Source organism: Pseudomonas sp. PA-5-4B (genome assembly GCF_021606215.1).
In the GTDB taxonomy this organism is placed as follows: domain Bacteria; phylum Pseudomonadota; class Gammaproteobacteria; order Pseudomonadales; family Pseudomonadaceae; genus Aquipseudomonas; species Aquipseudomonas edaphica.
On sequence record NZ_WKDB01000026.1, the window covers coordinates 39,818 to 64,402 of the forward strand.

36 protein-coding genes are annotated in these 24,585 nt (G+C 57.0%); 3 read left to right on the top strand and 33 right to left on the bottom strand.

The window, feature by feature from the left end:
• Positions 1 to 80: 80 nt before the first annotated feature.
• Positions 81 to 836 carry an alpha/beta hydrolase family protein gene (locus GIW28_RS14840; protein ID WP_236445970.1) on the bottom strand — a complete coding sequence of 252 codons (756 nt, stop codon included), beginning with the start codon at positions 834 to 836 and terminating at the stop codon, positions 81 to 83.
• Positions 826 to 1,935, bottom strand: coding sequence for a DUF3182 family protein (locus GIW28_RS14845; RefSeq protein WP_017135975.1), 1,110 nt, complete (start codon positions 1,933 to 1,935; stop codon positions 826 to 828). Before GIW28_RS14845 ends, GIW28_RS14840 begins: the two co-directional genes overlap by 11 nt.
• Positions 1,936 to 2,184: 249 nt before the next feature.
• On the opposite strand from GIW28_RS14845, the gene GIW28_RS14850 reads away from it, so the two are divergent.
• Entirely contained in the window at positions 2,185 to 2,748 is a 564-nt protein-coding gene (locus GIW28_RS14850; protein WP_099547544.1) for a cysteine hydrolase family protein, read from the top strand.
• Between the two features lie 20 nt (positions 2,749 to 2,768).
• On the opposite strand, the gene tam is transcribed toward GIW28_RS14850, so the two are convergent.
• On the bottom strand, positions 2,769 to 3,530 hold the full coding sequence (tam, locus tag GIW28_RS14855; protein WP_236445972.1) for a trans-aconitate 2-methyltransferase: 762 nt from the start codon (positions 3,528 to 3,530) through the stop codon (positions 2,769 to 2,771).
• A gap of 102 nt (positions 3,531 to 3,632) precedes the next feature.
• Between tam and GIW28_RS14860 the strand changes: the two genes are divergently transcribed.
• Positions 3,633 to 4,541, top strand: coding sequence for a LysR family transcriptional regulator (locus GIW28_RS14860; RefSeq protein WP_236445974.1), 909 nt, complete (start codon positions 3,633 to 3,635; stop codon positions 4,539 to 4,541).
• Positions 4,542 to 4,608: 67 nt separating this feature from the next.
• On the opposite strand, the gene GIW28_RS14865 is transcribed toward GIW28_RS14860, so the two are convergent.
• Positions 4,609 to 5,136 carry a single-stranded DNA-binding protein gene (locus GIW28_RS14865; RefSeq protein ID WP_017135971.1) on the bottom strand — a complete coding sequence of 176 codons (528 nt, stop codon included), beginning with the start codon at positions 5,134 to 5,136 and terminating at the stop codon, positions 4,609 to 4,611.
• Between the two features lie 9 nt (positions 5,137 to 5,145).
• Entirely contained in the window at positions 5,146 to 6,540 is a 1,395-nt protein-coding gene (locus GIW28_RS14870; protein ID WP_236445976.1) for an MFS transporter, read from the bottom strand.
• 178 nt (positions 6,541 to 6,718) lie between these two features.
• Between GIW28_RS14870 and uvrA the strand changes: the two genes are divergently transcribed.
• Positions 6,719 to 9,553, top strand: a complete 2,835-nt coding sequence (uvrA, locus tag GIW28_RS14875) for an excinuclease ABC subunit UvrA (protein WP_026013597.1) — start codon at positions 6,719 to 6,721, stop codon at positions 9,551 to 9,553.
• A gap of 65 nt (positions 9,554 to 9,618) precedes the next feature.
• On the opposite strand, the gene bfr is transcribed toward uvrA, so the two are convergent.
• The 28 genes from bfr to rplD form a co-directional block, all read right to left on the bottom strand.
• Positions 9,619 to 10,083, bottom strand: coding sequence for a bacterioferritin (bfr, locus tag GIW28_RS14880; RefSeq protein WP_015886133.1), 465 nt, complete (start codon positions 10,081 to 10,083; stop codon positions 9,619 to 9,621).
• Between the two features lie 155 nt (positions 10,084 to 10,238).
• On the bottom strand, positions 10,239 to 11,678 hold the full coding sequence (locus GIW28_RS14885; RefSeq protein WP_442963222.1) for a catalase: 1,440 nt from the start codon (positions 11,676 to 11,678) through the stop codon (positions 10,239 to 10,241).
• 247 nt (positions 11,679 to 11,925) lie between these two features.
• Positions 11,926 to 12,312: a 50S ribosomal protein L17 gene (gene rplQ / locus GIW28_RS14890; protein WP_017135967.1), complete on the bottom strand. Its 387-nt coding sequence runs from the start codon at positions 12,310 to 12,312 to the stop codon at positions 11,926 to 11,928.
• A 41-nt stretch (positions 12,313 to 12,353) separates the two neighbouring features.
• Positions 12,354 to 13,355 (bottom strand): DNA-directed RNA polymerase subunit alpha, encoded by a 1,002-nt coding sequence (locus tag GIW28_RS14895; RefSeq protein WP_003176403.1) that lies wholly within the window; start codon positions 13,353 to 13,355, stop codon positions 12,354 to 12,356.
• Positions 13,356 to 13,377: 22 nt separating this feature from the next.
• The gene (gene rpsD, locus GIW28_RS14900) at positions 13,378 to 13,998 is read right to left on the bottom strand and encodes a 30S ribosomal protein S4 (RefSeq protein WP_003210056.1); all 621 of its coding nucleotides are present in this window, start codon (positions 13,996 to 13,998) and stop codon (positions 13,378 to 13,380) included.
• Positions 13,999 to 14,016: 18 nt separating this feature from the next.
• Positions 14,017 to 14,406 carry a 30S ribosomal protein S11 gene (gene rpsK / locus GIW28_RS14905; RefSeq protein WP_002555466.1) on the bottom strand — a complete coding sequence of 130 codons (390 nt, stop codon included), beginning with the start codon at positions 14,404 to 14,406 and terminating at the stop codon, positions 14,017 to 14,019.
• Positions 14,407 to 14,436: 30 nt separating this feature from the next.
• Positions 14,437 to 14,793 (bottom strand): 30S ribosomal protein S13, encoded by a 357-nt coding sequence (gene rpsM, locus GIW28_RS14910; RefSeq protein WP_003210063.1) that lies wholly within the window; start codon positions 14,791 to 14,793, stop codon positions 14,437 to 14,439.
• Positions 14,794 to 14,922: 129 nt separating this feature from the next.
• Positions 14,923 to 15,039, bottom strand: a complete 117-nt coding sequence (gene rpmJ, locus GIW28_RS14915; RefSeq protein WP_002555468.1) for a 50S ribosomal protein L36 — start codon at positions 15,037 to 15,039, stop codon at positions 14,923 to 14,925.
• A 28-nt stretch (positions 15,040 to 15,067) separates the two neighbouring features.
• Positions 15,068 to 16,396, bottom strand: coding sequence for a preprotein translocase subunit SecY (gene secY, locus GIW28_RS14920; protein WP_017135965.1), 1,329 nt, complete (start codon positions 16,394 to 16,396; stop codon positions 15,068 to 15,070).
• Positions 16,397 to 16,834 (bottom strand): 50S ribosomal protein L15, encoded by a 438-nt coding sequence (gene rplO / locus GIW28_RS14925; RefSeq protein ID WP_003176407.1) that lies wholly within the window; start codon positions 16,832 to 16,834, stop codon positions 16,397 to 16,399.
• A gap of 3 nt (positions 16,835 to 16,837) precedes the next feature.
• Entirely contained in the window at positions 16,838 to 17,014 is a 177-nt protein-coding gene (gene rpmD, locus GIW28_RS14930; protein WP_003176408.1) for a 50S ribosomal protein L30, read from the bottom strand.
• 2 nt (positions 17,015 to 17,016) lie between these two features.
• Positions 17,017 to 17,517: a 30S ribosomal protein S5 gene (gene rpsE / locus GIW28_RS14935; RefSeq protein ID WP_003176409.1), complete on the bottom strand. Its 501-nt coding sequence runs from the start codon at positions 17,515 to 17,517 to the stop codon at positions 17,017 to 17,019.
• A gap of 3 nt (positions 17,518 to 17,520) precedes the next feature.
• Positions 17,521 to 17,871 carry a 50S ribosomal protein L18 gene (gene rplR, locus GIW28_RS14940; protein WP_017135964.1) on the bottom strand — a complete coding sequence of 117 codons (351 nt, stop codon included), beginning with the start codon at positions 17,869 to 17,871 and terminating at the stop codon, positions 17,521 to 17,523.
• A gap of 10 nt (positions 17,872 to 17,881) precedes the next feature.
• On the bottom strand, positions 17,882 to 18,415 hold the full coding sequence (rplF, locus tag GIW28_RS14945) for a 50S ribosomal protein L6 (protein ID WP_003176412.1): 534 nt from the start codon (positions 18,413 to 18,415) through the stop codon (positions 17,882 to 17,884).
• 12 nt (positions 18,416 to 18,427) lie between these two features.
• On the bottom strand, positions 18,428 to 18,820 hold the full coding sequence (gene rpsH / locus GIW28_RS14950) for a 30S ribosomal protein S8 (RefSeq protein WP_010566853.1): 393 nt from the start codon (positions 18,818 to 18,820) through the stop codon (positions 18,428 to 18,430).
• 208 nt (positions 18,821 to 19,028) lie between these two features.
• Positions 19,029 to 19,334, bottom strand: coding sequence for a 30S ribosomal protein S14 (gene rpsN, locus GIW28_RS14955; RefSeq protein ID WP_003176414.1), 306 nt, complete (start codon positions 19,332 to 19,334; stop codon positions 19,029 to 19,031).
• A gap of 13 nt (positions 19,335 to 19,347) precedes the next feature.
• Positions 19,348 to 19,887 (bottom strand): 50S ribosomal protein L5, encoded by a 540-nt coding sequence (rplE, locus tag GIW28_RS14960; RefSeq protein WP_003176415.1) that lies wholly within the window; start codon positions 19,885 to 19,887, stop codon positions 19,348 to 19,350.
• A gap of 20 nt (positions 19,888 to 19,907) precedes the next feature.
• The gene (rplX, locus tag GIW28_RS14965; protein WP_003176416.1) at positions 19,908 to 20,222 is read right to left on the bottom strand and encodes a 50S ribosomal protein L24; all 315 of its coding nucleotides are present in this window, start codon (positions 20,220 to 20,222) and stop codon (positions 19,908 to 19,910) included.
• Between the two features lie 11 nt (positions 20,223 to 20,233).
• Positions 20,234 to 20,602: a 50S ribosomal protein L14 gene (gene rplN / locus GIW28_RS14970; protein WP_002555479.1), complete on the bottom strand. Its 369-nt coding sequence runs from the start codon at positions 20,600 to 20,602 to the stop codon at positions 20,234 to 20,236.
• A 23-nt stretch (positions 20,603 to 20,625) separates the two neighbouring features.
• Complete coding sequence (gene rpsQ / locus GIW28_RS14975) at positions 20,626 to 20,892, bottom strand: 30S ribosomal protein S17 (protein WP_003176419.1); 267 nt, start codon at positions 20,890 to 20,892, stop codon at positions 20,626 to 20,628.
• Positions 20,893 to 20,894: 2 nt separating this feature from the next.
• Positions 20,895 to 21,086: a 50S ribosomal protein L29 gene (gene rpmC, locus GIW28_RS14980; protein WP_002555481.1), complete on the bottom strand. Its 192-nt coding sequence runs from the start codon at positions 21,084 to 21,086 to the stop codon at positions 20,895 to 20,897.
• Positions 21,086 to 21,499 carry a 50S ribosomal protein L16 gene (gene rplP, locus GIW28_RS14985; protein ID WP_003232424.1) on the bottom strand — a complete coding sequence of 138 codons (414 nt, stop codon included), beginning with the start codon at positions 21,497 to 21,499 and terminating at the stop codon, positions 21,086 to 21,088. Before rplP ends, rpmC begins: the two co-directional genes overlap by 1 nt.
• Before the next feature lie 12 nt (positions 21,500 to 21,511).
• Positions 21,512 to 22,198: a 30S ribosomal protein S3 gene (gene rpsC, locus GIW28_RS14990; protein ID WP_003176422.1), complete on the bottom strand. Its 687-nt coding sequence runs from the start codon at positions 22,196 to 22,198 to the stop codon at positions 21,512 to 21,514.
• Positions 22,199 to 22,211: 13 nt separating this feature from the next.
• Positions 22,212 to 22,544: a 50S ribosomal protein L22 gene (rplV, locus tag GIW28_RS14995; protein ID WP_003103908.1), complete on the bottom strand. Its 333-nt coding sequence runs from the start codon at positions 22,542 to 22,544 to the stop codon at positions 22,212 to 22,214.
• Positions 22,545 to 22,555: 11 nt separating this feature from the next.
• The gene (gene rpsS / locus GIW28_RS15000; RefSeq protein ID WP_002555486.1) at positions 22,556 to 22,831 is read right to left on the bottom strand and encodes a 30S ribosomal protein S19; all 276 of its coding nucleotides are present in this window, start codon (positions 22,829 to 22,831) and stop codon (positions 22,556 to 22,558) included.
• Positions 22,832 to 22,847: 16 nt separating this feature from the next.
• Entirely contained in the window at positions 22,848 to 23,672 is an 825-nt protein-coding gene (gene rplB, locus GIW28_RS15005) for a 50S ribosomal protein L2 (protein ID WP_003176423.1), read from the bottom strand.
• A gap of 14 nt (positions 23,673 to 23,686) precedes the next feature.
• Positions 23,687 to 23,986: a 50S ribosomal protein L23 gene (gene rplW, locus GIW28_RS15010; RefSeq protein ID WP_002555488.1), complete on the bottom strand. Its 300-nt coding sequence runs from the start codon at positions 23,984 to 23,986 to the stop codon at positions 23,687 to 23,689.
• Positions 23,983 to 24,585 (bottom strand): 50S ribosomal protein L4, encoded by a 603-nt coding sequence (gene rplD, locus GIW28_RS15015; protein WP_017135963.1) that lies wholly within the window; start codon positions 24,583 to 24,585, stop codon positions 23,983 to 23,985. Before rplD ends, rplW begins: the two co-directional genes overlap by 4 nt.

The following is a 24,585-nucleotide window of genomic DNA, read 5'->3' on the forward strand; positions in this document are numbered from 1 at the left end:
CAAGCCCGCTCCCACACTTGGTATGCATTCCAACCTGTGGGAGCGGGCTTGCCCGCGATGAGGCCCTAAAGGGCACCCCACTATCGTGACTGAATAATGCTCAACCGCTCCCCCACCACCATCTCGGTAATCCAGTCCACCAGGATCGAGGTGTAGGCCTGCTGCGACACCGGGTCGCTCAACGAATGATCGGCGCCATCGATGATCCGATGGGTCAGCGAATGGGTGTTCTGGCAGGCCGCGCGGTAACTCATGATGGTGGCATGGGGCACGTGGTCGTCGGTTTCCGACTCGACGATCAACACATCACCGCTGAACTTGGCGCAGGCATGCAGGGCGCGATTGGTCTCGGCGTGTACCAGGGTGCTGCGGTAATCCATCAGGTCGGCCTTATCCAGGTCGCGCTTGGGCTTGAGCCACTCCTGGTCGCGGTACAGCGCCGGCACGCGCAGCGCCAACCAGCGTACCGGCCGCAATGAAGTGAGAATCGCCGCCAGATAGCCGCCATAACTGGTGCCCACCACGGCCACGGCCGAGGTGTCGATGGCGGGGTGTGAGAGCAGCCGATCATAGGCCGCCAGCAAATCGCACAGGTTGTCTTCACGGGTGACGCGGGACAAGGGAATGCCGGTGCCGGCGTGGCCGCGCAGGTCGAAAGTCAGGCACACGCAGCCTAAGCCCGCGATGCCTTTGGCGCGCTCCAGGTCGCGTTCCTGGCTGCCGCCCCAGCCGTGCACAAACAAAACGCCGGGGACTTTGGATTTTGGGCTCAGGAAGGTGCCGCTCATCTGTTCGTCGTCAATATCGATCGCAATGCTTTCGCTTCTAGCCGTCATAAGATTTAACCGTCACATACTTGAGAAGAAAGTCGCTGTTTTCGGCCGGGCCGCGATACACCTCAATAGCGTGCGCCGGCAGCGGTTGGTCCACATAGGTCTCTACCGAGGACACATGAATCGCCCGCAGGCCGGGGTTATTGATTAAGCTTTGCAGCGCCGCGACTTCCGCGCTGCTGGCCCCACCCATGCGCCAGGATTGTTCGAGCACGCCACTACGGCGTTGGCCGTCACTGTCCAGGCCTTGGGCAATGTCGTAATTGCGCCGCGAGGCATAGAAACCAGGGTAGGCCTCATCGGCGGCACTGTCGAAGACCTGGGCTTGTTGGATGGCTTCGCGCACATCGTCGGGCAAATCGAGCTCAAGCAGATCTTCATAGCCACCGGGCACCACCAGCAAGGTCGAGCCGCCGTAAACCTCTTCGCCGTGCCCGTCCTGGGTGAGAAATTGCTCGCCGCAGTAGCTGATCACGTGATCGCCGATAAAGCTCTGGCCCACACTGTGGGTGGTGACGTCGTGCAGATCCTGCTCCAGCACTACGCCGTCGTTGAACAGCTGCGCCGCTTCGGGTCGCGCCAGCAAAGCCTCGAATGCGTCGAGGCTGTGGATAACTTCCTGGCCGCGTCCGGCACAGGCATGCACCGGTTTCATGCGAATCGGCCCGCTGTAGAGCAAGCGCGTGGCGGCAGGCAATGCGTCTTCAAGGGCAAACACGCTGAGCCCGTCGAGAACAACCGTGCGCACACGCTCACAGAACGCTGGCGACCAGCCTTCAGGCGCCGTGGCGTCAGGACTTAGCAGGCCGTGGGTGATCGCTTTGGTACAGATGAATGCGTGATCGACATAACCGCCCCACAGATCTTCCGGCCCTCTGATATTAAGCGGTCGCGCTTGAGCGGGGCCGACCAGGGTTTGGGTGGGTAACACATACAAGTCGAGACCGGCGTGTAACTGCGGGTCATAGCTGCCGCCGAATTTAAGCCCAAGGATCTGCGCCAGCCAGCGCGCGAGGGCGCGATTGGTTTCGACTTCATGCTGCGGCGCCCCTTCTCTTGTGGAGTGGGCGACTACGCGTTTTTTGCGTTGAATCGGGGTCATGCGTCCCCCTTGGCGATCCTGCCATGTGTGTGCGAGGAAGGTTGCATGGATCACGCCAAGGCAAGGCTGGGGAGGATGGCCGTTAAATCAAACAGTTACTGACACAGCGATGGCACTAGGCCTGTTTTATTCTGCACGACAGGGGTTTAAACGGACGGTGTTCTGCACGACGCCTCCATCAAAGCAGCTGCGTGGATGGCGACGGGCCAGCTAAGATGCAAGGCACTGCCAACCATCATAAGGACACCCATGGCCAAGCAAGCGCTCATCCTCATCGATATCCAGAACGATTACTTCCCCGAGGGCAAGTGGCCGCTCGATGGCGTGGAAGCCGCGGCGGACAAGGCCGCGCAGGTGCTGCAGGCGTTTCGCCAGGCGGGCAACGCCGTTGTCCATGTGCGCCATGAGTTCACCAGCGAAGACGCGCCCTTCTTCACGCCAGGCTCCGAGGGCGCGCACCTGCATGCCAAGGTACTCAACGAGGGTAATGAGCCGGTGGTACTTAAACACTTTGTGAACGCGTTTCGCGGGACAAACCTGCGCACCGTGCTGGAACAACGCGCCATCACTGACGTGGTGGTGGTCGGCAACATGAGCCATATGTGCATCGACGCCGTGGTGCGGGCTGCGGCAGACCTGGGCTACCAGGTCACGCTGATTCATGACGCCTGCGCGACCCGCGACCAGGTATTCAATGGCCAGGTGATTGCGGCGGCGCAGGTGCATGGCGCTTATATGGCATCGCTGGCCTTTGGGTACGCCAGCGTGGTGTCGACGGATGAATACTTGAAGGCGCAAGCGGCGGCGCAATGACCACCGCTTGTTTGCGGCCCTCAGCGGGTTGCGATGATGAACAGACGCGGAAAAGGCAGTAATACAGTGCCGTCAGCCAGAGCCGGGTAAGCCTGGGTAATACGCGCCTGGTATTGCTGTAGGAATGCGGCTTTTTCGCTATCGGTCAACGGTGCAAGAAACGGCCGCAATGCAGAAGCCTTGAACCACTCCACCACCGCCCCGTGATCGGCCAGCGGGTGTTGATAGGTGGTGCGCCACACGTCGACGGTGCTGCAATGTTTGCTCAGCAGCTCGTAGTAGTAACTGGCGGTGTGCCGCTCATTGTGTTTGACCGCTCCGATCTTTGCCGCCCACGGGCCATCTGCCGCCACTTCGCGGGCCAGCCGGTGGGCAGGTTCGTCGAGGTTGTCCGGGGTTTGTACGGCGAGGGTGCCGCCGGGTGTCAGTTGGTCGAGCAGATGCGGATAAAGCGTGGCGTGGTCAGGTAACCATTGCAGGGACGCGTTGGCGAGGATCACATCGAACTTCTGGCCTGGGCTCCAGGCGCCGATGTCTGCCAGCTCGAAATTCAGTTGCGGCAGGCGCTTGCGGGCGTCGACCAGCATGTCGTCGGAGCTGTCCATGCCCGTAACGTGCGCCTGCGGGAAACGCTCGGCCAACACTTCAGTGGAATTGCCAGGGCCGCACCCCAGGTCGACGGCGCTACGCACATCGGTATTGGGAATGGCCGCGACCAAGTCACGGACCGGGCGGGTGCGTTGCTGTTCAAACATCGTGTATTGCTTGGCAGACCAGGTCATCGCGGCTTTCCTTCTTTGTTAGCGGTGACCACAGCCTAAGTCTTGTGAGCCATGAGAACAAATGCCAGGATTGGCAAACTCCCATACCTTGAAAGTATCCTTATGTTGGAGCTTCGCCAGCTTAAAGCCTTCGTGGCTATTGCCGAGGAAGGCTACATCACCCGCGCCGCAGAACGCCTGGGCATGCAGCAACCGCCGTTGACACGCTTGCTGCAGAGTCTTGAAACGCAATTGGGTGTGGTGTTGATGGAGCGCCTGCCCCGCGGCGTGCGCCCAACCACTGCCGGCCTCGCGTTGCTGGACGAGGCGCGTGACATCCTGGCGCGGGCCGAGGGTGTGGCCGACGTGGTGCGCCGTGCCGCCCGGGGTGAACGGGGCCGACTCGCTATCGGCTTTACCAGCTCGGCGGCGTTGCACCCGTTTGTGCCCAGCGTGCTGCGGCGGTTTCGCGAGGCCTTTGTGGGGGTCTCGGTGGTACTGGAGGAAGCGGGAACCGGCGAACTGCTGGACGCGGTGGTGCAGGAAAAACTGGATGCCGCGTTTATCCGCTCACCGCTCAGTGGCACGCAACAGTTGCAGGACGAACCGATCCTGGTGGAGCCGATGCTGCTGGCGCTGCCGACCGATCACCCGCTGGCACTCGACGCTGGAGGCCCCCTACCCTTGGCGGCGCTGGCGGATGAAGCCTTCGTGCTCTATCGCCGTCGCGTGGGGCTGGGTTTGTATGACGCCATTCTGGTGGCCTGCCGTGAAGCGGGGTTCAGCCCGCAAGTGGTGCAGGAGGCGCCACGCATGACAGCGACCTTGAGCCTTGTGGCTGCGGGGCTTGGCGTCTCCATCGTGCCCGCCTCCATGCAGCGGCTGCGCGGCGATGGCATTATTTATCGCGAGCTGATCGAGTGCCAGAGCCTGGTGGCGCCGTTGCATTTGGCCACGCGTATTGGCGACAGCTCAGCGGTATTGCGCAGGTTCAAGGAGATGGTGGTCACAGCGGCCGCGACAGAGGCTTGATCACAGGCATTAAAAAACCCCCGAGACTTTCGCCTGCGGGGGTTTTGCACGTTCCGGGCCTGGGACCTTAGAACGGGATATCGTCATCAAAGCTGTCGAAATCCGGAGCCGGCTGTGGCGCGGCCTGCTGTGGAGGCGGTGCCTGGCGCGACTGTTGCGGAGCCGACTGCTGCGGGCGCGGAGCCTGCTGGCGTGGGGTCGGAGCGGACTGCTGGTAGTTATTGCCCCCGCCCTGTTGATCGCCCTGCTGTGGACGGCCGCCCAGCAGTTGCATGGTGCCTTGCATGTCCACCACGATTTCGGTGGTGTAACGCTTGATGCCGTCTTTTTCCCACTCGCGGGTTTGCAGTTTGCCTTCGATGTAGACCTGCGAACCTTTGCGCAGGTATTCACCGGCGATTTCTGCCACCTTGCCGAACATCGACACACGGTGCCATTCGGTTTTCTCGACCTTCTGGCCAGTCTGCTTGTCGGTCCACTGTTCGCTGGTCGCCAGACTCAAGTTGGTCACGGCGTTACCGTTAGGCAAGTAGCGAACTTCGGGATCCTGGCCGCATGTACCGACCAATATGACTTTGTTAACCCCACGGGCCATAACGTTCTCCTAGGCTGGGCGCGCTGTCGGCACTGGGTTGACCAGTTGCTCGAGCGTCGCGCGATCCAATAATTCGGTGTCTAATTTGATGTAGATGGCGGCTTCTTCTGCAATAACCACGGCATCTGTAACCCCGGTAACGGCCTTGAGGCGCTCAACCAGACCGGCTTCGCGGATCGCTTCTGGCGATAACGGCAAACGCAGGCTCGTCACATAGGGAGGTTCGCGCATGGTAACAGCAAAGGCCAACCAAAGTGCAGCCAGCCCGGCGCATCCGAGGAACACAACCGACAAACCGCCATGCTGGAACATCCAGCCGCCCATGATGCCGCCAAGCGCGGAGCCGAGGAACTGGCTGGTGGAATACACCCCCATCGCCGTGCCCTTGCCACCGGCCGGTGAAACTTTACTGATCAGCGAAGGCAGCGAAGCCTCCAGCAGGTTGAACGCGGTGAAGAACACCACCGTGCCGATTACCAGCGCCCGCAGGCTGTCGCCGAACTTCCAGAAGAATAGCTCAGTGAGCATCAGCGTCGCGACGGCGCCGAGCAAAACTCGTTTCATTTTGCGTTTCTTCTCGCCGTAGATGATGAACGGGATCATGGCGAAGAACGAAATCAGCAGTGCGGTGAGGTACACCCACCAGTGCTGTTCCTTGGGCAAACCGGCTTTTTCGACCAGGGCCAAGGGCAAAGCAACGAAGCTGCACATCAGCATTGCGTGCAACACGAAGATACCTAAATCCAGACGCAGCAGGTCCGGGTGCTTGAGCGTCGGCAACAATGCCTTGCGTGCGACGCCGGACTCACGGTGCTGCAAGGTGCCGGTGGAGCGCGGCACCATGAAGGCCACGATCACGATGCCGAACAACGCCATGCCGCCGGTGGCGAGGAACAGCCCGTGCAAACCGAAGGCACGGGTCAGCAAGGGGCCGACGACCATCGCAACGGCGAATGAAAGGCCGATGGTCATGCCGATCATGGCCATGGCCTTGGTGCGGTGTTGTTCGCGGGTCAGGTCCGAGAGCAGCGCCATCACCGCCGCGGAAATCGCCCCGGCGCCCTGTAGGACGCGCCCGGCAATCACCCCCCAAATAGAATCGGATTGGGCCGCGACCACACTGCCGAGGGCGAACACGATCAGCCCCAGGTAGATGATGGGACGACGGCCGATACGGTCGGAAATGATCCCGAACGGGATCTGAAAAAGCGCCTGGGTCAGGCCATAGGCGCCAATCGCCAGGCCGATCAGTGCGGGGGTCGCTCCTGCGAGATCCATTCCATAGGTCGCCAGCACCGGCAACACCATAAACATGCCTAGCATACGGAACGCGAACACCAGGGCCAGACCGCTTGCTGCTCGGGTCTCGCCGCTACTCATGCGTTCGCTGTGGGGATCGTGCATGGAAAAACCTCGTGTGAACCGGCGGCGATTCTACCAGTCCCATCGATTGAGAGGGTATATGCGGCGCTTTGCCGCGCAGCTTTCATGTAAGGCTGCACCCGGCACTTTGGCAGTGTATATTCATCCAGTCTTTAGCCGTATACTCCTGCATTATTTACGCCCGCCGTGCGAGGCCATCTTGGACAAGATCCTGATTCGTGGGGCTAGAACCCACAACCTGAAGAACATCGACCTGACCCTGCCCCGGGACAAACTGATCGTCATCACCGGCTTGTCCGGCTCGGGCAAATCGTCACTGGCGTTTGACACGCTGTATGCCGAGGGCCAGCGCCGCTATGTGGAATCGCTGTCGGCCTATGCGCGACAGTTCCTGTCAATGATGGAAAAACCCGACGTCGACACCATTGAAGGCCTGTCGCCGGCGATTTCCATCGAACAGAAGTCGACCTCCCATAACCCGCGTTCCACCGTGGGCACCATCACTGAAATCTACGACTACCTGCGCCTGCTGTATGCGCGCGTAGGTATTCCACGTTGCCCGGACCACGACATTCCGCTGGAAGCCCAGACCGTCAGCCAGATGGTCGACCTGGTGCTGGCCCAGCCGGAAGGCGCCAAGCTGATGCTGCTGGCGCCGGTGATTCGCGAGCGCAAGGGTGAGCACCTGTCGGTGTTCGAAGAGCTGCGTGCCCAGGGCTTTGTGCGGGCGCGCATCAACGGCAAGCTGTATGAGCTGGACGAAGCGCCGAAGCTCGACAAGCAGAAGAAGCATTCGATTGATGTGGTCGTCGACCGCTTCAAGGTACGCGCCGACTTGCAGCAGCGTTTGGCGGAATCGTTCGAGACCGCGCTGAAGCTGGCCGATGGTATTGCCCTGGTCGCACCGATGGATGACGAACCGGGCGAAGAGATCATCTTCTCCGCACGTTTTGCCTGCCCGATCTGCGGCCATGCGATCAGCGAGCTGGAACCCAAGCTGTTTTCCTTCAACAACCCGGCCGGGGCCTGCCCGACGTGCGATGGCCTGGGGGTGAAGCAGTTCTTCGACATCAAGCGCCTGGTCAACGGTGACCTGACCTTGGCGGAAGGTGCCATACGCGGCTGGGACAGGCGCAACGTCTATTACTTCCAGATGCTGGGGTCGCTGGCGTCGCACTATAAATTCAGCCTGGAAGTGCCGTTCAACCAACTGCCAGCCGAGCAGCAGAAAGTCATCCTGCACGGTAGCGGCTCGCAGAATGTCGATTTCAAATACCTGAACGACCGCGGCGATATCGTCAAACGCTCGCACCCGTTTGAGGGCATCGTACCCAACCTGGAGCGGCGCTACCGCGAGACCGAATCGGCGAGCGTACGCGAAGAGCTGGCGAAATTCCTCAGCACCCAACCGTGCCCCGACTGCCGCGGCACGCGCCTGCGTCGTGAGGCGCGGCACGTATGGGTAGGCGAGAAGACGTTGCCGGCAGTAACCAACCTGCCGATCGGCGATGCCTGTGAATACTTCGGTGTACTCAAGCTGACCGGCCGCCGTGGGGAAATTGCCGACAAGATTCTCAAGGAAATTCGCGAGCGCTTGCAGTTCCTGGTCAACGTCGGCCTGGACTACCTGTCGCTGGATCGCAGCGCGGATACCTTGTCCGGTGGTGAGGCCCAGCGGATTCGCCTGGCCAGCCAGATTGGTGCCGGCCTGGTGGGCGTTCTGTACATCCTCGACGAGCCGTCGATCGGCCTGCACCAACGTGACAATGATCGCCTGCTGGGTACGCTGAAACACCTGCGCGATATCGGCAACACGGTGATCGTGGTTGAGCACGACGAAGACGCGATTCGCCTGGCCGATTATGTGGTCGACATTGGTCCTGGTGCGGGTGTGCATGGCGGGCATATTGTCGCCGAGGGCACGCCTGCCGAAGTGATGGCTCACCCGGACTCGTTGACCGGCAAGTACCTGTCCGGTCGCGTGAAAATCGAAGTGCCAGCCAAGCGCACGCCGCGTAACAAAAAAATGGCGCTGCACCTCAAGGGCGCGCGCGGAAATAACCTGCGCAATGTCGACCTGGAGATTCCGCTGGGCTTGCTGACCTGCGTGACCGGTGTTTCCGGCTCGGGCAAATCGACGCTGATCAACAACACGCTGTTCCCACTGAGCGCCACCGCCCTGAACGGCGCGACTACCCTGGAAGCAGCTGCACACGACAGCATCAAGGGCCTGGAGCACTTGGACAAGGTGGTCGATATCGACCAAAGCCCGATTGGCCGCACACCCCGCTCGAACCCTGCGACCTATACCGGGTTGTTCACGCCGATACGCGAACTGTTTGCCGGCGTGCCAGAGTCGCGCTCACGGGGCTATGGGCCTGGCCGGTTCTCGTTCAACGTCAAGGGTGGCCGCTGCGAAGCTTGCCAGGGCGATGGCCTGATCAAAGTGGAAATGCACTTCCTGCCGGACATCTACGTGCCGTGCGATGTGTGCAAGAGCAAGCGCTACAACCGCGAAACCCTGGAGATCAAGTACAAGGGCAAGAGCATCCACGAAACCCTCGAGATGACCATCGAGGAAGCGCGGGTGTTCTTCGACGCAGTTCCAGCATTGGCGCGCAAGCTGCAGACGCTGATGGATGTGGGCCTGTCGTACATCAAGCTGGGGCAGTCAGCGACCACGCTGTCGGGTGGCGAGGCGCAACGGGTGAAGTTGTCTCGTGAGCTGTCCAAACGCGACACGGGCAAGACCCTGTATATCCTCGATGAGCCAACCACGGGCCTGCACTTCGCGGACATTCAGCAATTGCTCGACGTTTTGCACCGCTTGCGCGACCACGGCAACACGGTGGTAGTCATCGAACACAACCTGGATGTGATCAAAACGGCCGACTGGCTGGTGGACCTCGGACCGGAAGGCGGTTCCAAGGGTGGCCAGATCATTGCGGTGGGCACGCCGGAGCAGGTCTCCGAGATGCCACAGTCGCATACTGGTTACTACTTGAAGCCACTGCTGGCACGCGACAGAGCCTGATTTATCGGGCTCATGAAAAAGCCCCTGTCACTTTGCGGTGACAGGGGCTTTTTTGCAGCCGCAAATCAGAACTGCGATTGCAGGTAATTCTCCAGACCGACCAACTTGATCAGCCCCAACTGCTTTTCAAGCCAGTAGGTGTGATCTTCTTCGGTGTCATTCAACTGCACGCGCAGAATTTCGCGAGTGACATAGTCGTTGTGCTGTTCACAGAGCTCGATGCCCTTGCAGAGCGCGGCACGCACCTTGTACTCGAGGCGAAGGTCGGCAGCGAGCATGTCAGGTACCGTGGTGCCCACGTCCAGGTCGTCGGGACGCATGCGCGGCGTGCCTTCGAGCATCAGGATACGGCGCATCAGCGCGTCGGCGTGCTGTGCCTCTTCTTCCATTTCGTGGTTGATACGCTCGTAGAGCTCGGTAAAGCCCCAGTCTTCGTACATACGCGAATGGATGAAATATTGGTCACGAGCTGCCAGTTCGCCCGTCAGCAACGTGTTGAGGTAATCGATTACGTCGGGGTGACCTTGCATCGCCCTACATCTCCCTGCTTGAAAGTCTGTAGTTTGAACCATGCTGACTCGAAGGTCACGGGACAAACGGCAGAAAAGCGAAGATATTCAGAGAAAAGTGGCGGAAATAACGCAAAAACCGCCCGAATGAGGGCGGTTCTGCTTCTCGTTTAGAGTCAGCTAAGCGTTACGCCCAATGCAGTTGCAATGCCCTGGCCGTAAGCTGGGTCAGCCTTGAAAAAGTGCTGAAGCTGGCGCTGAACCACATCACTGCTGACGCCAGCCATCGCGCCGGCGATGTTGTTAATCAGCAGCGCTTTCTGAGCGTCGTCTTGCAGGCGGAACAACGCACCGGCATGGCTGTAGTAGTCCGTGTCTTCACGTTGATCATAACGGTCAGCAGCACCGTTCAGCGCCAGAGGCGGCTCAGCGTACTGTGGCGCCTGCTTTGGTGTATCCGCCACGCTGTTGGGCTCATAGTTAGGAGACGCACCACCGTAACCAAAGGACATGGAACCATCGCGCTGGTTGTTATTGACCGGACTCAATGGGGAGTTGATCGGCAACTGCTGATGGTTGGTGCCGACGCGATAGCGGTGGGCGTCCGCATAAGCGAAAACACGGCCTTGAAGCATACGGTCTGGCGACAGACCAACACCCGGAACCATATTGCTTGGGCCGAAGCATGCCTGCTCGACTTCAGCAAAGTAATTCACTGGATTACGGTTCAGCTCCAGCTCACCCACCTCGATCAACGGAAACTCCTGCTGCGACCAGGTCTTAGTCACGTCGAACGGGTTTTCATAGTGAGCAGCGGCCTGAGCCTCGGTCATGATCTGGATGTTGACGCTCCACTTCGGAAAGTCACCGCGCTCAATCGCATCAAACAGGTCACGCTGCGCGTAATCAGGATCGGTACCGGCGATACGTGTCGCCTCCTCGGGTGTCAGGTTTTTGATCCCTTGCTTGGTTTTATAGTGCCACTTGACCCAATGGCGCTCGCCTTTAGCGTTGATAAGGCTGTAGGTATGGCTCCCGAAGCCGTGCATGTGACGATAGCCGTCTGGAGTGCCACGATCCGAGAACAGAATGGTGATCTGGTGCAGCGCCTCTGGGGACAATGACCAGAAGTCCCAGACCATCTGTGCACTTTTGAGGTTGGTTTGCGGCAACCGTTTCTGGGTGTGGATAAAATCTGGAAACTTGAGCGGGTCGCGAATGAAGAACACCGGGGTGTTGTTACCAACGATGTCCCAGTTACCTTCCTCGGTGTAAAACTTCAAGGCAAAGCCGCGCGGGTCACGCGCAGTATCTGCCGAGCCACGCTCACCACCCACCGTGGAAAAACGCAGAAACGTTGGAGTCTGCTTGCCTACCGACTCAAACAGCTTGGCGCGGGTGTATTGGGTGATGTCCCGAGTGACGGTAAACGTACCGTGTGCACCTGAGCCTTTGGCGTGCACCCGACGCTCAGGAATGTTCTCACGGTTGAAGTGCGCAAGCTTCTCGATGAGATGAAAATCATCGAGGAGCAGTGGCCCACGCGAGCCGGCAGTGCGGGAGTTCTGGTTATCTGCGACGGGAGCGCCGCTGGCGGTGGTCAGAATTGTACTCATGCTCAATCTTCCTCAGGTCAGGCTTAGAACTGCCGGCTAATCGGCTGGAGGGAGTATTGACCATCAAGATGACACCATCAAATGCATTAAATTATGGACTTTGATAGAAAATAACTAATAACCCGTCAGGGCGAATAGAGTTTGGATTAATAAGGGAACCGGCAGCGACTTGAGGAATATAGACGACTTTCCTATCGCCCACAAAAAACCGGGCACTAGGCCCGGTTCTTCGTTGCAGCGTGTCGTCTTACTCGGCGCTTACAGCTTCGCCGGCAGTAGCACGATCAACCAACTCGACATACGCCATAGGCGCGTTGTCGCCAGTGCGGAAGCCGCACTTGAGGATGCGCAGGTAGCCACCCTCACGGGTAGCGTAACGCTTGCCCAGGTCGTTGAAGAGCTTACCAACGATAGCTTTCGAACGAGTACGGTCGAAAACCAAACGGCGGTTAGCCAGGCTGTCTGTCTTGGCCAAAGTGATCAGCGGCTCAGCAACGCGACGCAGTTCTTTAGCTTTCGGCAGGGTAGTTTTGATCAGCTCGTGCTCGAACAGCGACACCGCCATGTTTTGAAACATGGCCTTGCGGTGCGAGCTGGTACGGCTCAGGTGACGACCACTTTTACGATGACGCATGGTTCATTCCTTACCAAACTCACGTTCGGTGATTACGACGATCAGGCAGTCGCCTTGTCGTCCTTCTTAAGACTTGCAGGCGGCCAGTTGTCGAGGCGCATGCCGAGGGACAGACCGCGGGAGGCCAGAACGTCCTTGATTTCAGTCAAGGATTTCTTGCCCAGGTTCGGAGTCTTCAACAGTTCTACTTCGGTACGCTGAATCAGGTCGCCGATGTAGTAAATGTTTTCCGCCTTAAGGCAGTTAGCCGAACGTACAGTCAGTTCCAGATCGTCAACCGGGCGAAGCAGGATCGGATCGATCTCGTCTTCCTGCTCGATTACCACTGGTTCGCTGTCACCTTTGAGGTCGACGAACGCAGCCAACTGCTGTTGCAGAATGGTTGCAGCGCGGCGGATAGCCTCTTCAGGATCCAGAGTACCGTTGGTTTCCAGATCAATAACCAGCTTGTCCAGGTTAGTACGCTGCTCGACACGGGCGTTTTCCACCACGTATGCGATACGGCGAACCGGGCTGAACGAAGAGTCAAGCTGCAAGCGACCAATGCTGCGGCTTTCGTCTTCATCGCTCTGACGCGAGTCGGCCGGTTCATAACCACGACCACGAGCTACAGTGAGCTTCATGTTCAGGGCGCCGTTAGACGCCAGGTTAGCGATTACGTGATCGGGATTAACGATCTCGACATCATGATCCAGCTGAATATCGGCAGCGGTAACCACCCCCGAACCCTTCTTCGACAAGGTCAGCGTAACTTCGTCACGGCCGTGCAGCTTGATAGCCAGACCTTTAAGGTTCAACAGGATTTCAATTACGTCTTCCTGTACACCTTCGATGGCGCTGTACTCGTGGAGCACACCGTCAATCTCGGCCTCGACTACTGCACAGCCGGGCATTGAGGACAACAGGATGCGGCGCAGCGCGTTGCCCAGGGTGTGGCCAAAACCACGCTCGAGAGGCTCGAGAGTGATCTTGGCGCGGGTTGGACTGACAACCTGCACATCAATGTGGCGGGGTGTCAGGAACTCATTTACCGAAATCTGCATGGATGCACCTATTTTCTAGCCCTTACTTGGAGTAGAGCTCGACAATCAGGCTTTCGTTGATGTCGGCGGACAGATCACTGCGAGCAGGAACGTTCTTGAAAACGCCCGACTTCTTCTCAGTGTCTACTTCTACCCATTCTACGCGGCCACGTTGGGCACACAGATCGAGAGCTTGGACAATGCGAAGTTGGTTTTTTGCTTTCTCGCGAATCGCGACCACGTCACCAGCACGAACCTGGTAGGACGGAACGTTAACGGTTTGGCCGTTTACGCTGACGGATTTGTGCGATACCAGCTGACGGGATTCGGCACGAGTCGAACCAAAGCCCATACGGTATACAACGTTGTCCAGACGGCATTCGAGCAGTTGCAGCAGGTTTTCACCGGTTGCACCTTTCTTGCCAGCAGCTTCTTTGTAGTAGCCGCTGAACTGACGCTCGAGAACGCCGTAAATACGACGGACCTTCTGCTTTTCACGCAGTTGGGTGCCGTAATCGGACTGGCGACCGCGGCGTTGGCCGTGGATACCAGGTGCTGCTTCAATGTTGCACTTCGATTCGATCGCGCGCACGCCGCTCTTCAAGAAGAGATCGGTGCCTTCGCGACGAGCGAGTTTGCATTTTGGACCAATGTAACGAGCCATTCTTTACAATCTCCTGGATTACACGCGGCGCTTCTTCGGCGGACGGCACCCGTTGTGCGGGATTGGCGTCACGTCGGTGATGCTGGCGATCTTATAGCCACAGCCGTTCAAAGCACGGACAGCAGACTCACGACCTGGACCTGGACCTTTGACGTTAACGTCGAGGTTTTTCAGGCCGTATTCCAGCGCAGCTTGACCAGCACGTTCAGCAGCTACTTGAGCAGCAAACGGGGTGGACTTGCGGGAACCGCGGAAACCCGAACCACCAGAGGTAGCCCAAGACAGCGCGTTACCTTGACGGTCGGTGATGGTCACGATGGTGTTGTTAAAAGATGCATGGATGTGGGCGATGCCATCAACCACTGTCTTTTTAACTTTTTTACGAGGACGAGCAGCAGGTTTTGCCATGATAATTTTCCTGTCGATTCGCGTGGGCGATTACTTGCGGATCGGCTTACGCGGACCTTTACGGGTACGCGCGTTAGTCTTGGTACGCTGACCGCGTACTGGAAGACCACGACGATGACGCAGACCACGGTAGCAACCGAGGTCCATCAAACGCTTGATTTTCATGTTGATTTCGCGACGCAGGTCACCTTCAGTGGTGAACTTCGCCACTTCGCCACGCAACAGCTCAATCTGCTCGTCGCTCAGATCTTTGATCTTTGCGGCTGGGTTTACCCCAGTGTCTGCGCAAATTTTCTGCGCAGTAGTGCGACCAACACCATAGATGTAGGTCAGCGAGATAACAGTGTGCTTGTTATCTGGAATGTTAACGCCTGCAATACGGGCCATTCAGTGGGACTCCAATTGACAGCTACCTACGCCCCGGAAGCCAAGAAATAGGGCGCGAGATAATATCGCTGTAATAACAAATAATCAACCCGGCAGCGCACTAGCTGCCGGGCTTCAAGCGGATCACACTCAGCCTTGGCGCTGTTTGTGACGCGGTTCCGCGCTGCAAATTACTCGAACAACACCTTCGCGGCGAATAATCTTGCAGTTACGGCACAGCTTTTTCACCGATGCACGAACTTTCATCACCAACTCCTCGAACCTTATGGGGTACTCAGCGCAACATGCCGCTGCCGTAGCCCTTCAGGTTGGCTTTCTTCATCAGGGATTCGTACTGGTGCGAAACGAGGTGCGATTGTACTTGGGACATGAAGTCCATCACAACCACGACCACGATCAGCAACGAGGTCCCGCCAAGGTAGAACGGAACGTTTGCTGCAACCACCAGGAACTGGGGAAGCAAGCACACGGCCGTCATATATAGAGCACCGAACAGGGTCAAACGAGTCAGAACGCCATCAATGTAGCGTGCCGACTGCTCACCTGGACGGATACCCGGAATAAAGGCACCGGACTTCTTCAGGTTTTCCGCTACGTCTTTCGGATTGAACATCAACGCCGTATAGAAGAAGCAGAAGAAAATAATCCCTGCACTAAACAGCAGAATATTCAACGGCTGACCAGGAGCGATCGACTGAGAGAGGTCCTGCAGCCAGCCCATATTTTCAGACTGACCAAACCAGGTACCCAACGAAGCCGGAAACAGCAAAATGCTGCTCGCGAAAATTGCCGGAATAACACCGGCCATATTCACTTTCAGCGGCAAGTGGCTGGTCTGCGCAGCAAAGACCTTACGGCCCTGCTGACGCTTGGCGTAGTGAACAGCAATACGACGCTGGCCACGCTCAATGAACACCACAAAACCGATAATCGCTACTGCCAGCACACCGATGGCAACCAGGGCGAAGATATTGATATCACCCTGACGTGCAGACTCGAAAGACTGCCCGATTGCTCTCGGAAGACCGGCGACGATACCTGCGAAAATCAACATCGAGATACCGTTGCCAACACCACGCTCAGTAATCTGCTCACCCAGCCACATCATGAACATCGCGCCAGCCACAAACGTGGATACCGCGACGAAATAGAAGCCAAAGTCACCAGTGAACGCAACGCCCTGCCCCGCCAGGCCAACGGACATGCCGATAGCTTGAACCAGGGCGAGAACGACAGTGCCGTAGCGGGTGTACTGGCTAATCTTGCGACGGCCAGCTTCACCTTCCTTCTTCAACTGCTCCAGCTGCGGGCTCACGGCGGTCATCAACTGCATGATGATCGATGCCGAAATGTACGGCATGATCCCCAATGCAAAGATGCTCATCCGCTCCAGCGCGCCGCCGGAAAACATGTTGAACAAGCTAAGAATGGTCCCCTCATTCTGTCGAAACAGGTCTGCGAGTCGGTCCGGGTTGATACCTGGAACCGGGATGTGTGCGCCTATTCGGTAGACGATAATCGCCAGGAACAGAAAACGCAGACGAGCCCAAAGTTCAGACATACCGCCTTTGCCGAGCGCTGAGAGAGCACCTTGCTTAGCCATTTATTCCTCGAACTTGCCGCCAGCTGCTTCGATAGCCGAACGCGCACCTTTGGTGGCGCCGATTCCCTTGCCGATAGTGACAGCGCGAGTCACTTCACCGGACAACATGATTTTCACACGTTGTACGTTGACGTTGATCACGTTGGCATCTTTCAGGGTCTGCACAGTAACGATGTCGCCTTCCACTTTAGCCAGCTCGGACAGACGCACTTCTGCGCGATCCATGGCTTTCAGGGATACGAAACCGAACTTAGGCAGGCGACGATGCAGCGGCTGTTGACCGCCTTCAAAGCCAGGAGCAATGGTGCCACCGGAGCGGGAGGTTTGACCTTTGTGGCCACGGCCACCAGTCTTACCCAAACCGCTACCGATACCACGGCCCGGACGATGCTTTTCGCGACGGGAACCCGGCGCTGGACTCAGATCATTGAGTTTCATCGATTAACCCTCTACACGCAGCATGTAGTAAGCCTTGTTGATCATCCCGCGATTCTCGGGAGTATCCTGGACTTCTACAGTGTGACCGATGCGACGCAGACCCAAACCTTTAACACACAGTTTGTGGTTAGGGATGCGGCCGGTCATGCTTTTGATCAGCGTTACTTTAACGGTAGCCATGATCAGAAGATCTCCTTGACAGTCAGACCACGCTTGGCAGCGATGGACTCAGGAGATTGCATAGCTTTCAAACCCTTGAAAGTGGCGTGAACCACGTTTACCGGGTTAGTCGAGCCGTAGCACTTGGCCAGAACGTTCTGAACGCCAGCAACCTCGAGGACAGCACGCATAGCGCCGCCAGCGATGATACCGGTACCTTCAGAAGCAGGCTGCATGTACACCTTCGAAGCGCCGTGAGCGGACTTCATTGCGTACTGCAGCGTGGTGCCGTTCAGATCAACTTGGATCATGTTGCGACGAGCAGCTTCCATTGCCTTCTGGATCGCGGCAGGCACTTCACGTGACTTGCCACGGCCGAAGCCAACACGCCCTTTACCATCACCTACCACCGTCAACGCGGTGAAAGTGAAGATACGGCCGCCTTTAACGGTTTTGGCTACGCGGTTAACTTGAACCAGCTTCTCAATGTAGCCTTCGTCGCGCTTTTGGTCGTTATTTGACATAACTTAGAACTCCAGCCCAGCTTCACGAGCAGCATCAGCCAGCGCTTTCACGCGACCGTGGTACTTGAAGCCAGAGCGGTCGAAAGCCACTTGCGAGACGCCCACGGCCTTAGCACGTGTAGCGACCAGCTGGCCAACCTTTGTGGCCGCGTCGATGTTGCCGGTGGCACCATCACGCAGTTCTTTATCCAAAGTCGAGGCGCTGGCCAGGACTTTGTTGCCGTCGGCCGAGATGACCTGGGCGTAGATGTGCTGCGACGAGCGGTACACGCAGAGACGCACGACTTCGAGTTCGTGCATTTTCAGGCGTGCTTTGCGAGCGCGACGCAGTCGAGTAACTTTTTTGTCGGTCATTTGCTATGCCCTACTTCTTCTTGGCTTCTTTACGACGGACGACTTCGTCCGCGTAGCGCACACCTTTGCCTTTGTACGGCTCTGGTGGACGGAAGTCGCGGATCTCAGCGGCCACCTGACCTACCAGCTGCTTATCAATACCCTTGATCAGGATATCGGTTTGGCTAGGGGTCTCAGCGGTGATGCCTTCCGGCAGTTCGTAATCCACTGGGTGCGAGAAGCCAAGGGCCAGGTTCAAAACCGTGCCTTTTGCTTGCGCTTTGTAACCAACACCGACCAGCTGGAGCTTACGCTCGAAGCCTTGGCTTACGCCTTGGACCATGTTGTTTACCAACGCACGCGTGGTACCGGCCATTGCGCGAGTTTGTTGATCGCCATTGCGAGCAGCGAAACGCAGCTCACCAGCTTCTTCAACGATCTCAACGGACGAATGGATGTTCAGTTCAAGAGTGCCCTTGGCACCCTTCACCGAAAGCTGTTGGCCTGCGAATTTTACTTCGACACCGGCTGGCAGCTTAACGGGGTTCTTAGCGACGCGAGACATGCTTATCCCCCCTTAGAACACAGTGCAAAGAACTTCGCCGCCGACACCGGCAGCGCGCGCAGCACGATCCGTCATCACACCTTTGTTGGTGGAGACGATAGACACGCCCAGACCGCCACGAACTTTCGGCAGATCTTCAGCGGACTTGTACTGACGCAGGCCTGGACGGCTAACGCGCTTCACTTCTTCAATGACCGAACGGCCTTCGAAGTACTTCAGCTCGATGGACAGCAGTGGCTTGGTTTCGCTGCTGATCTGATAACCCGCAATGTAGCCTTCGTCTTTCAGGACTTTGGCAACAGCTACCTTCAACTTGGAAGATGGCATGCTTACGACGGACTTTTCAGCCATCTGGGCATTACGGATACGAGTTAGCATGTCCGCTAACGGGTCCTGCATACTCATGGGCTAGACGCTCCTAATACAAAAAAATTAGCCTTGCGGCTACATATGTCGCCGAGAATCTCCGGCCATAAAAAACACGGGCTCAGGCGAGCCGCGTATTTTAGACATACTCCGGAAATGAAACAAGCCCCAAAAGGGGCTTGATCCAGATTCAAGGTCACCGGCGGTCAGTATCTTGCGATTCTGCCCACCTGGACGCTGAAAGTACTTACCAGCTGGCTTTAACCAGACCTGGTACGTCACCACGCATTGCCGCTTCACGCAGTTTGTTACGGCCGAGGCCGAACTTGCGGTAAACGCCGTGTGGACGACCGGTCAGGCGGCAGCGGTTACGCATGCGCGAAGCGCTTGCGTCACGTGGCTGCTTCTGCAGAGCAACTGTAGCTTCCCAGCGCGCTTCTGGACTTGCGTTCAGATCAACGATGATTGCTTTCAGTGCTGCACGCTTCTTGGCGTACTTGGCAACCGTGAGCTGACGCTTCAGCTCGCGGTTTTTCATGCTCATCTTGGCCATGGTCCTACTCCAATCAGTTGCGGAACGGGAATTTGAAAGCACGCAACAGGGCGCGACCTTCATCATCGTTCTTGGCAGTGGTGGTCAGGGTGATGTCCAGACCGCGGAGAGCATCGATCTTGTCGTAGTCGATTTCCGGGAAGATGATCTGCTCTTTCACGCCCATGCTGTAGTTACCACGACCATCGAAGGACTTGGCATTCAGGCCGCGGAAGTCGCGAACCCGAGGCAGGGAGATCGACAGCAGACGATCCAGGAATTCATACATACGCTCACGGCGCAGAGTCACTTTGACGCCGATCGGCCAACCTTCACGGACTTTAAAGCCAGCGATGGATTTCCGAGCGTAAGTCACAACGACTTTTTGACCGGTGATCTTTTCCAGGTCAGCAACAGCGTGCTCGATGACTTTTTTGTCACCGACCGCTTCGCCCAGACCCATGTTCAGGGTGATTTTGGTAACGCGTGGAACTTCCATCACGTTCGAAAGCTTAAGTTCTTCCTTAAGTTTCGGTGCGATTTCTTTCCAGTAAATCTCTTTTAGTCGTGCCATGGTCTTCTACCTAGCAGTGTTCAAGCATCAACCGCTTTTTGGGTCGACTTGAAGACACGAATTTTCTTGCCGTCTTCTACTTTGAAACCAACGCGGTCAGCCTTGTTGGTTTCGCCGTTGAAAATGGCGACGTTAGAAGCGTCCAGTGGAGCTTCTTTTTCGACGATACCGCCTTGTACGCCCGACATCGGGTTAGGCTTGGTATGACGCTTAACCAGGTTCAGACCGCCGATAACCAGACGGTTATTAGCGAGAACCTTAAGCACCTTACCGCGCTTACCTTTGTCTTTGCCGGCGATCACGATGATCTCGTCGTCACGACGAATCTTTTGCATGTCGGATCTCCTTACAGCACTTCTGGGGCGAGCGAGACGATCTTCATGAACTTCTCAGTACGAAGTTCACGGGTCACTGGCCCAAAGATACGGGTGCCGATCGGCTCTTGCTTGTTGTTCAGAAGAACAGCAGCGTTGCCATCAAAGCGGATAATGGAGCCATCAGCACGGCGTACGCCGTGACGAGTGCGGACTACAACAGCAGTCATCACTTGGCCTTTTTTCACTTTACCGCGAGGAATTGCTTCCTTCACGGTAACTTTGATGATGTCACCGATACCAGCGTAACGACGATGGGAGCCACCCAGCACCTTGATGCACATAACACGGCGAGCGCCGCTGTTATCGGCCACATCGAGCATGGATTGAGTCTGAATCATATAATTTCTCCGACCCCTAGTCCTTAGACTTCCACAGCGCGTTCGAGAACATCAACCAGTGCCCAAGACTTGGTCTTGGCCAGCGGACGAGTTTCACGAATAGTGACTTTGTCGCCGATGTGGCACTGGTTGGTTTCGTCGTGCGCGTGCAGCTTAGTCGAACGCTTAACATATTTACCGTAGATCGGGTGCTTAACGCGACGCTCGATCAGTACGGTGATGGTTTTGTCCATCTTGTCGCTGACAACACGGCCAGTCAGCGTACGGACAGTCTTTTCGGCTTCAGCCATGATCACTTACCTGCCTGCTGGTTGAGCACAGTCTTCACGCGAGCGATGTCACGCTTAACTTGCGAGAGCAGATGAGACTGCCCCAACTGGCCAGTTGCTTTCTGCATACGCAGATTGAACTGGTCGCGCAGCAGGCCGAGCAGTTGCTCGTTCAGCTGCTGTGCGGATTTTTCACGAAGTTCATTCGCTTTCATCACATCACCGTCCGTTTAACAAAGGCGGTGGCGAGCGGCAGCTTTGCAGCAGCCAGGGCAAAAGCCTCACGCGCCAGCTCTTCAGTTACACCCTCGATTTCATACAGGACTTTGCCTGGCTGAATCTGGGCTACCCAGTATTCCACGTTACCCTTACCTTTACCCATCCGAACCTCGAGAGGCTTTTTGGAGATCGGCTTGTCCGGGAATACACGGATCCAGATCTTGCCGCCACGTTTTACGTGACGGGTCAGTGCACGACGCGCTGACTCGATCTGACGAGCGGTGAGACGACCACGAGCTACAGACTTCAGCGCGAACTCGCCGAAGCTGACTTTGCTACCGCGCTGAGCCAGACCACGGTTGTGGCCTGTCATCTGCTTGCGGAACTTCGTACGCTTAGGTTGCAACATTTGGCGTACCCCTTACTTAGCAGCTTTTTTACGAGGCGCTGGTGCTTGTGGTTTCAGTTCTTCTTGGCGACCACCAATTACTTCGCCCTTGAAGATCCAAACCTTTACACCGATCACACCGTAAGTGGTGTGAGCTTCGTAGTTGGCATAGTCGATGTCGGCACGCAGGGTGTGCAGTGGCACACGACCTTCGCGATACCATTCAGTACGTGCGATTTCAGCACCGCCGAGACGACCGCTCACTTGGATTTTGATGCCTTTGGCACCAATGCGCATGGCGTTCTGTACAGCGCGCTTCATAGCGCGACGGAACATTACACGACGCTCCAGCTGCTGAGCTACGCTCTGCGCAACCAGCATACCGTCGAGCTCCGGCTTACGGATCTCTTCGATATTGATGTGCACAGGCACACCCATTTGCTTGGTCAGGTCCTGACGCAGTTTCTCAACATCTTCACCTTTCTTCCCGATAACGATACCTGGACGAGCGGTGTGGATGGTGATACGTGCAGTTTGTGCCGGACGATGGATATCGATACGGCTTACGGACGCGCTTTTTAGTTTGTCTTGGAGATACTCACGCACCTTCAGATCAGCGAACAAATAGTCCGCATAAGTCCGACCGTCTGCGTACCAGACGGAGGTGTGCTCCTTGACGATTCCCAGGCGAATGCCAATGGGATGTACTTTCTGACCCATCTCTTCGACTCCGTTACTTGTCAGCAACCTTGACAGTGATATGGCAAGACCGCTTGACGATGCGATCAGCACGGCCTTTGGCACGTGGCATGATGCGCTTCAGCGAACGCCCTTCGTTGACGAAAACGGTGCTGACCTTCAGGTCATCAACGTCTGCGCCTTCGTTATGCTCGGCGTTGGCTACGGCCGACTCCAGCACTTTCTTCATGATCTCGGCGGCTTTCTTACTGCTGAAAGCCAACAGGTTGAGCGCTTCGCCCACCTTCTTCCCGCGGATCTGGTCGGCGACCAAGCGGGCTTTCTGGGCGGAGATTCGAGCGCCCGACAACTTAGCGGCTACTTCCATTTCCTAACCCCTTAACGCTTGGCTTTCTTGTCTGCCACGTGCCCACGATAAGTGCGGGTACCGGCAAACTCGCCCAGTTTGTGGCCGACCATGTCTTCGTTAACGAGAACTGGGACGTGTTGGCGACCGTTGTGTACTGCGATGGTCAGACCGACCATTTGTGGCAGGATCATCGAACGACGCGACCAGGTCTTAACTGGTTTGCGATCGTTCTTTTCCGCCGCCACTTCGATCTTCTTCAGTAGGTGAAGATCAATAAAAGGACCTTTTTTCAGAGAACGTGGCACTGTCGTATCCCTCTATTTACTTGCGACGACGGACGATCATTTTGTCGGTACGCTTATTACCACGAGTCTTCGCGCCCTTAGTCGGGAAGCCCCATGGCGATACCGGATGACGACCACCAGAGGTACGACCTTCACCACCACCGTGTGGGTGGTCAACCGGGTTCATGGCAACACCACGAACGGTTGGGCGAACGCCACGCCAGCGTTTGGCACCAGCTTTACCCAGCGAACGCAGGCTGTGCTCGGAGTTCGAGACTTCGCCCAAGGTCGCGCGGCATTCAGCCAGCACTTTACGCATCTCACCAGAACGCAGACGCAGGGTCACGTAGACACCTTCACGAGCGATCAGCTGAGCCGAAGCACCAGCGGAACGAGCGATTTGCGCGCCTTTACCTGGCTTCAATTCGATGCCGTGTACGGTGCTACCAACTGGAATGTTACGCAGTTGCAGAGCGTTGCCCGGCTTGATCGGTGCCAAAGCACCTGCGATCAGCTGGTCACCAGCACTCACGCCTTTAGGGGCGATGATGTAGCGACGCTCGCCATCTGCGTACAGCAGCAGAGCGATGTGAGCAGTACGGTTTGGATCGTATTCGATACGCTCGACAGTGGCAGAGATGCCATCTTTGTCGTTGCGACGGAAATCGACCAGACGATAATGCTGCTTATGGCCACCACCGATGTGACGAGTGGTAATACGACCATTGTTGTTACGACCACCAGTCTTCGATTTTTTCTCGAGCAGCGGTGCGTGAGGAGCGCCTTTATGCAGCTCCTGGTTGACCACCTTGACCACAAAACGGCGGCCAGGGGAAGTCGGTTTGCATTTAACGATTGCCATGATGCACCCCTTCCTTACTCAGCACTGCTGCTGAAATCGAGATCTTGGCCTGGCTGAAGGGAGATAACTGCCTTCTTCCAGTCATTACGCTTGCCCAGACCGCGAGCAGTGCGCTTGCTCTTACCCAGAACATTCAGGGTAGTAACACGCTCTACTTTCACGCTGAACAGGCTTTCGACGGCCTTCTTGATTTCCAGCTTGGTTGCGTCAGTTGCAACCTTGAAAACGAACTGGCCTTTCTTGTCAGCCAGAACCGTAGCCTTTTCGGAAACGTGCGGGCCAAGCAGAACTTTAAATACGCGTTCCTGGTTCATCCCAGCAGCTCCTCGAATTTCTTCACGGCCGACACGGTGATCAACACCTTGTCGTATGCGATCAGACTAACTGGATCGGAACCTTGCACGTCACGTACATCAACGTGTGGCAGGTTGCGAGCAGCCAGGTACAGGTTCTGATCAACAGCTTCCGACACGATCAAAACGTCGGTCAGGCTCATGTTGTTCAGTTTGCCCAGCAGATCTTTGGTTTTTGGACTTTCAACAGCGAAGTCTTGAACCACGACCAGACGATCAGTACGCACGAGTTCAGCAAGGATGGAGCGCAGTGCTGCGCGATACATCTTCTTGTTGAGCTTCTGAGTGTGATCCTGTGGACGAGCTGCGAAAGTGGTACCGCCGCCACGCCAGATTGGGCTACGGATAGTACCGGCACGAGCACGGCCAGTACCTTTCTGACGCCAAGGGCGCTTACCGCCACCACGTACGTCGGAACGGGTCTTTTGCTGCTTGCTACCTTGACGGCCGCCGGCCATGTAGGCCACGACTGCTTGGTGAACCAGCGTCTCGTTGAATTCGCCGCCAAATGTCAGTTCGGAAACTTCGATCGCTTGAGCGTCATTTACATTTAATTGCAT

Bases quoted from the DNA above. Each gene is read 5' to 3' on its own strand.
- GIW28_RS14840 (WP_236445970.1), bottom strand. From the start codon at position 836: ATGACGGCTAGAAGCGAAAGCATTGCGATCGATATTGACGACGAACAG.
- GIW28_RS14845 (WP_017135975.1), bottom strand. From the start codon at position 1,935: ATGACCCCGATTCAACGCAAAAAACGCGTAGTCGCCCACTCCACAAGA.
- GIW28_RS14850 (WP_099547544.1), top strand. From the start codon at position 2,185: ATGGCCAAGCAAGCGCTCATCCTCATCGATATCCAGAACGATTACTTC.
- tam (WP_236445972.1), bottom strand. From the start codon at position 3,530: ATGACCTGGTCTGCCAAGCAATACACGATGTTTGAACAGCAACGCACC.
- GIW28_RS14860 (WP_236445974.1), top strand. From the start codon at position 3,633: ATGTTGGAGCTTCGCCAGCTTAAAGCCTTCGTGGCTATTGCCGAGGAA.
- GIW28_RS14865 (WP_017135971.1), bottom strand. From the start codon at position 5,136: ATGGCCCGTGGGGTTAACAAAGTCATATTGGTCGGTACATGCGGCCAG.
- GIW28_RS14870 (WP_236445976.1), bottom strand. From the start codon at position 6,540: ATGCACGATCCCCACAGCGAACGCATGAGTAGCGGCGAGACCCGAGCA.
- bfr (WP_015886133.1), bottom strand. From the start codon at position 10,083: ATGCAAGGTCACCCCGACGTAATCGATTACCTCAACACGTTGCTGACG.
- GIW28_RS14885 (WP_442963222.1), bottom strand. From the start codon at position 11,678: ATGAGTACAATTCTGACCACCGCCAGCGGCGCTCCCGTCGCAGATAAC.
- rplQ (WP_017135967.1), bottom strand. From the start codon at position 12,312: ATGCGTCATCGTAAAAGTGGTCGTCACCTGAGCCGTACCAGCTCGCAC.
- GIW28_RS14895 (WP_003176403.1), bottom strand. From the start codon at position 13,355: ATGCAGATTTCGGTAAATGAGTTCCTGACACCCCGCCACATTGATGTG.
- rpsD (WP_003210056.1), bottom strand. From the start codon at position 13,998: ATGGCTCGTTACATTGGTCCAAAATGCAAACTCGCTCGTCGCGAAGGC.
- rpsK (WP_002555466.1), bottom strand. From the start codon at position 14,406: ATGGCAAAACCTGCTGCTCGTCCTCGTAAAAAAGTTAAAAAGACAGTG.
- rpsM (WP_003210063.1), bottom strand. From the start codon at position 14,793: ATGGCCCGTATTGCAGGCGTTAACATTCCAGATAACAAGCACACTGTT.
- rpmJ (WP_002555468.1), bottom strand. From the start codon at position 15,039: ATGAAAGTTCGTGCATCGGTGAAAAAGCTGTGCCGTAACTGCAAGATT.
- secY (WP_017135965.1), bottom strand. From the start codon at position 16,396: ATGGCTAAGCAAGGTGCTCTCTCAGCGCTCGGCAAAGGCGGTATGTCT.
- rplO (WP_003176407.1), bottom strand. From the start codon at position 16,834: ATGAAACTCAATGATCTGAGTCCAGCGCCGGGTTCCCGTCGCGAAAAG.
- rpmD (WP_003176408.1), bottom strand. From the start codon at position 17,014: ATGGCTACCGTTAAAGTAACGCTGATCAAAAGCATGACCGGCCGCATC.
- rpsE (WP_003176409.1), bottom strand. From the start codon at position 17,517: ATGTCAAATAACGACCAAAAGCGCGACGAAGGCTACATTGAGAAGCTG.
- rplR (WP_017135964.1), bottom strand. From the start codon at position 17,871: ATGACCGACAAAAAAGTTACTCGACTGCGTCGCGCTCGCAAAGCACGC.
- rplF (WP_003176412.1), bottom strand. From the start codon at position 18,415: ATGTCTCGCGTCGCTAAGAACCCCGTTAAGCTGCCAGCCGGTGTCGAA.
- rpsH (WP_010566853.1), bottom strand. From the start codon at position 18,820: ATGAGTATGCAGGACCCGTTAGCGGACATGCTAACTCGTATCCGTAAT.
- rpsN (WP_003176414.1), bottom strand. From the start codon at position 19,334: ATGGCCAAGATGAGCATGAAAAACCGCGAGCTGAAGCGTCAGCTCACG.
- rplE (WP_003176415.1), bottom strand. From the start codon at position 19,887: ATGGCACGACTAAAAGAGATTTACTGGAAAGAAATCGCACCGAAACTT.
- rplX (WP_003176416.1), bottom strand. From the start codon at position 20,222: ATGCAAAAGATTCGTCGTGACGACGAGATCATCGTGATCGCCGGCAAA.
- rplN (WP_002555479.1), bottom strand. From the start codon at position 20,602: ATGATTCAGACTCAATCCATGCTCGATGTGGCCGATAACAGCGGCGCT.
- rpsQ (WP_003176419.1), bottom strand. From the start codon at position 20,892: ATGGCTGAAGCCGAAAAGACTGTCCGTACGCTGACTGGCCGTGTTGTC.
- rpmC (WP_002555481.1), bottom strand. From the start codon at position 21,086: ATGAAAGCGAATGAACTTCGTGAAAAATCCGCACAGCAGCTGAACGAG.
- rplP (WP_003232424.1), bottom strand. From the start codon at position 21,499: ATGTTGCAACCTAAGCGTACGAAGTTCCGCAAGCAGATGACAGGCCAC.
- rpsC (WP_003176422.1), bottom strand. From the start codon at position 22,198: ATGGGTCAGAAAGTACATCCCATTGGCATTCGCCTGGGAATCGTCAAG.
- rplV (WP_003103908.1), bottom strand. From the start codon at position 22,544: ATGGAAGTAGCCGCTAAGTTGTCGGGCGCTCGAATCTCCGCCCAGAAA.
- rplB (WP_003176423.1), bottom strand. From the start codon at position 23,672: ATGGCAATCGTTAAATGCAAACCGACTTCCCCTGGCCGCCGTTTTGTG.
- rplW (WP_002555488.1), bottom strand. From the start codon at position 23,986: ATGAACCAGGAACGCGTATTTAAAGTTCTGCTTGGCCCGCACGTTTCC.
- rplD (WP_017135963.1), bottom strand. From the start codon at position 24,585: ATGCAATTAAATGTAAATGACGCTCAAGCGATCGAAGTTTCCGAACTG.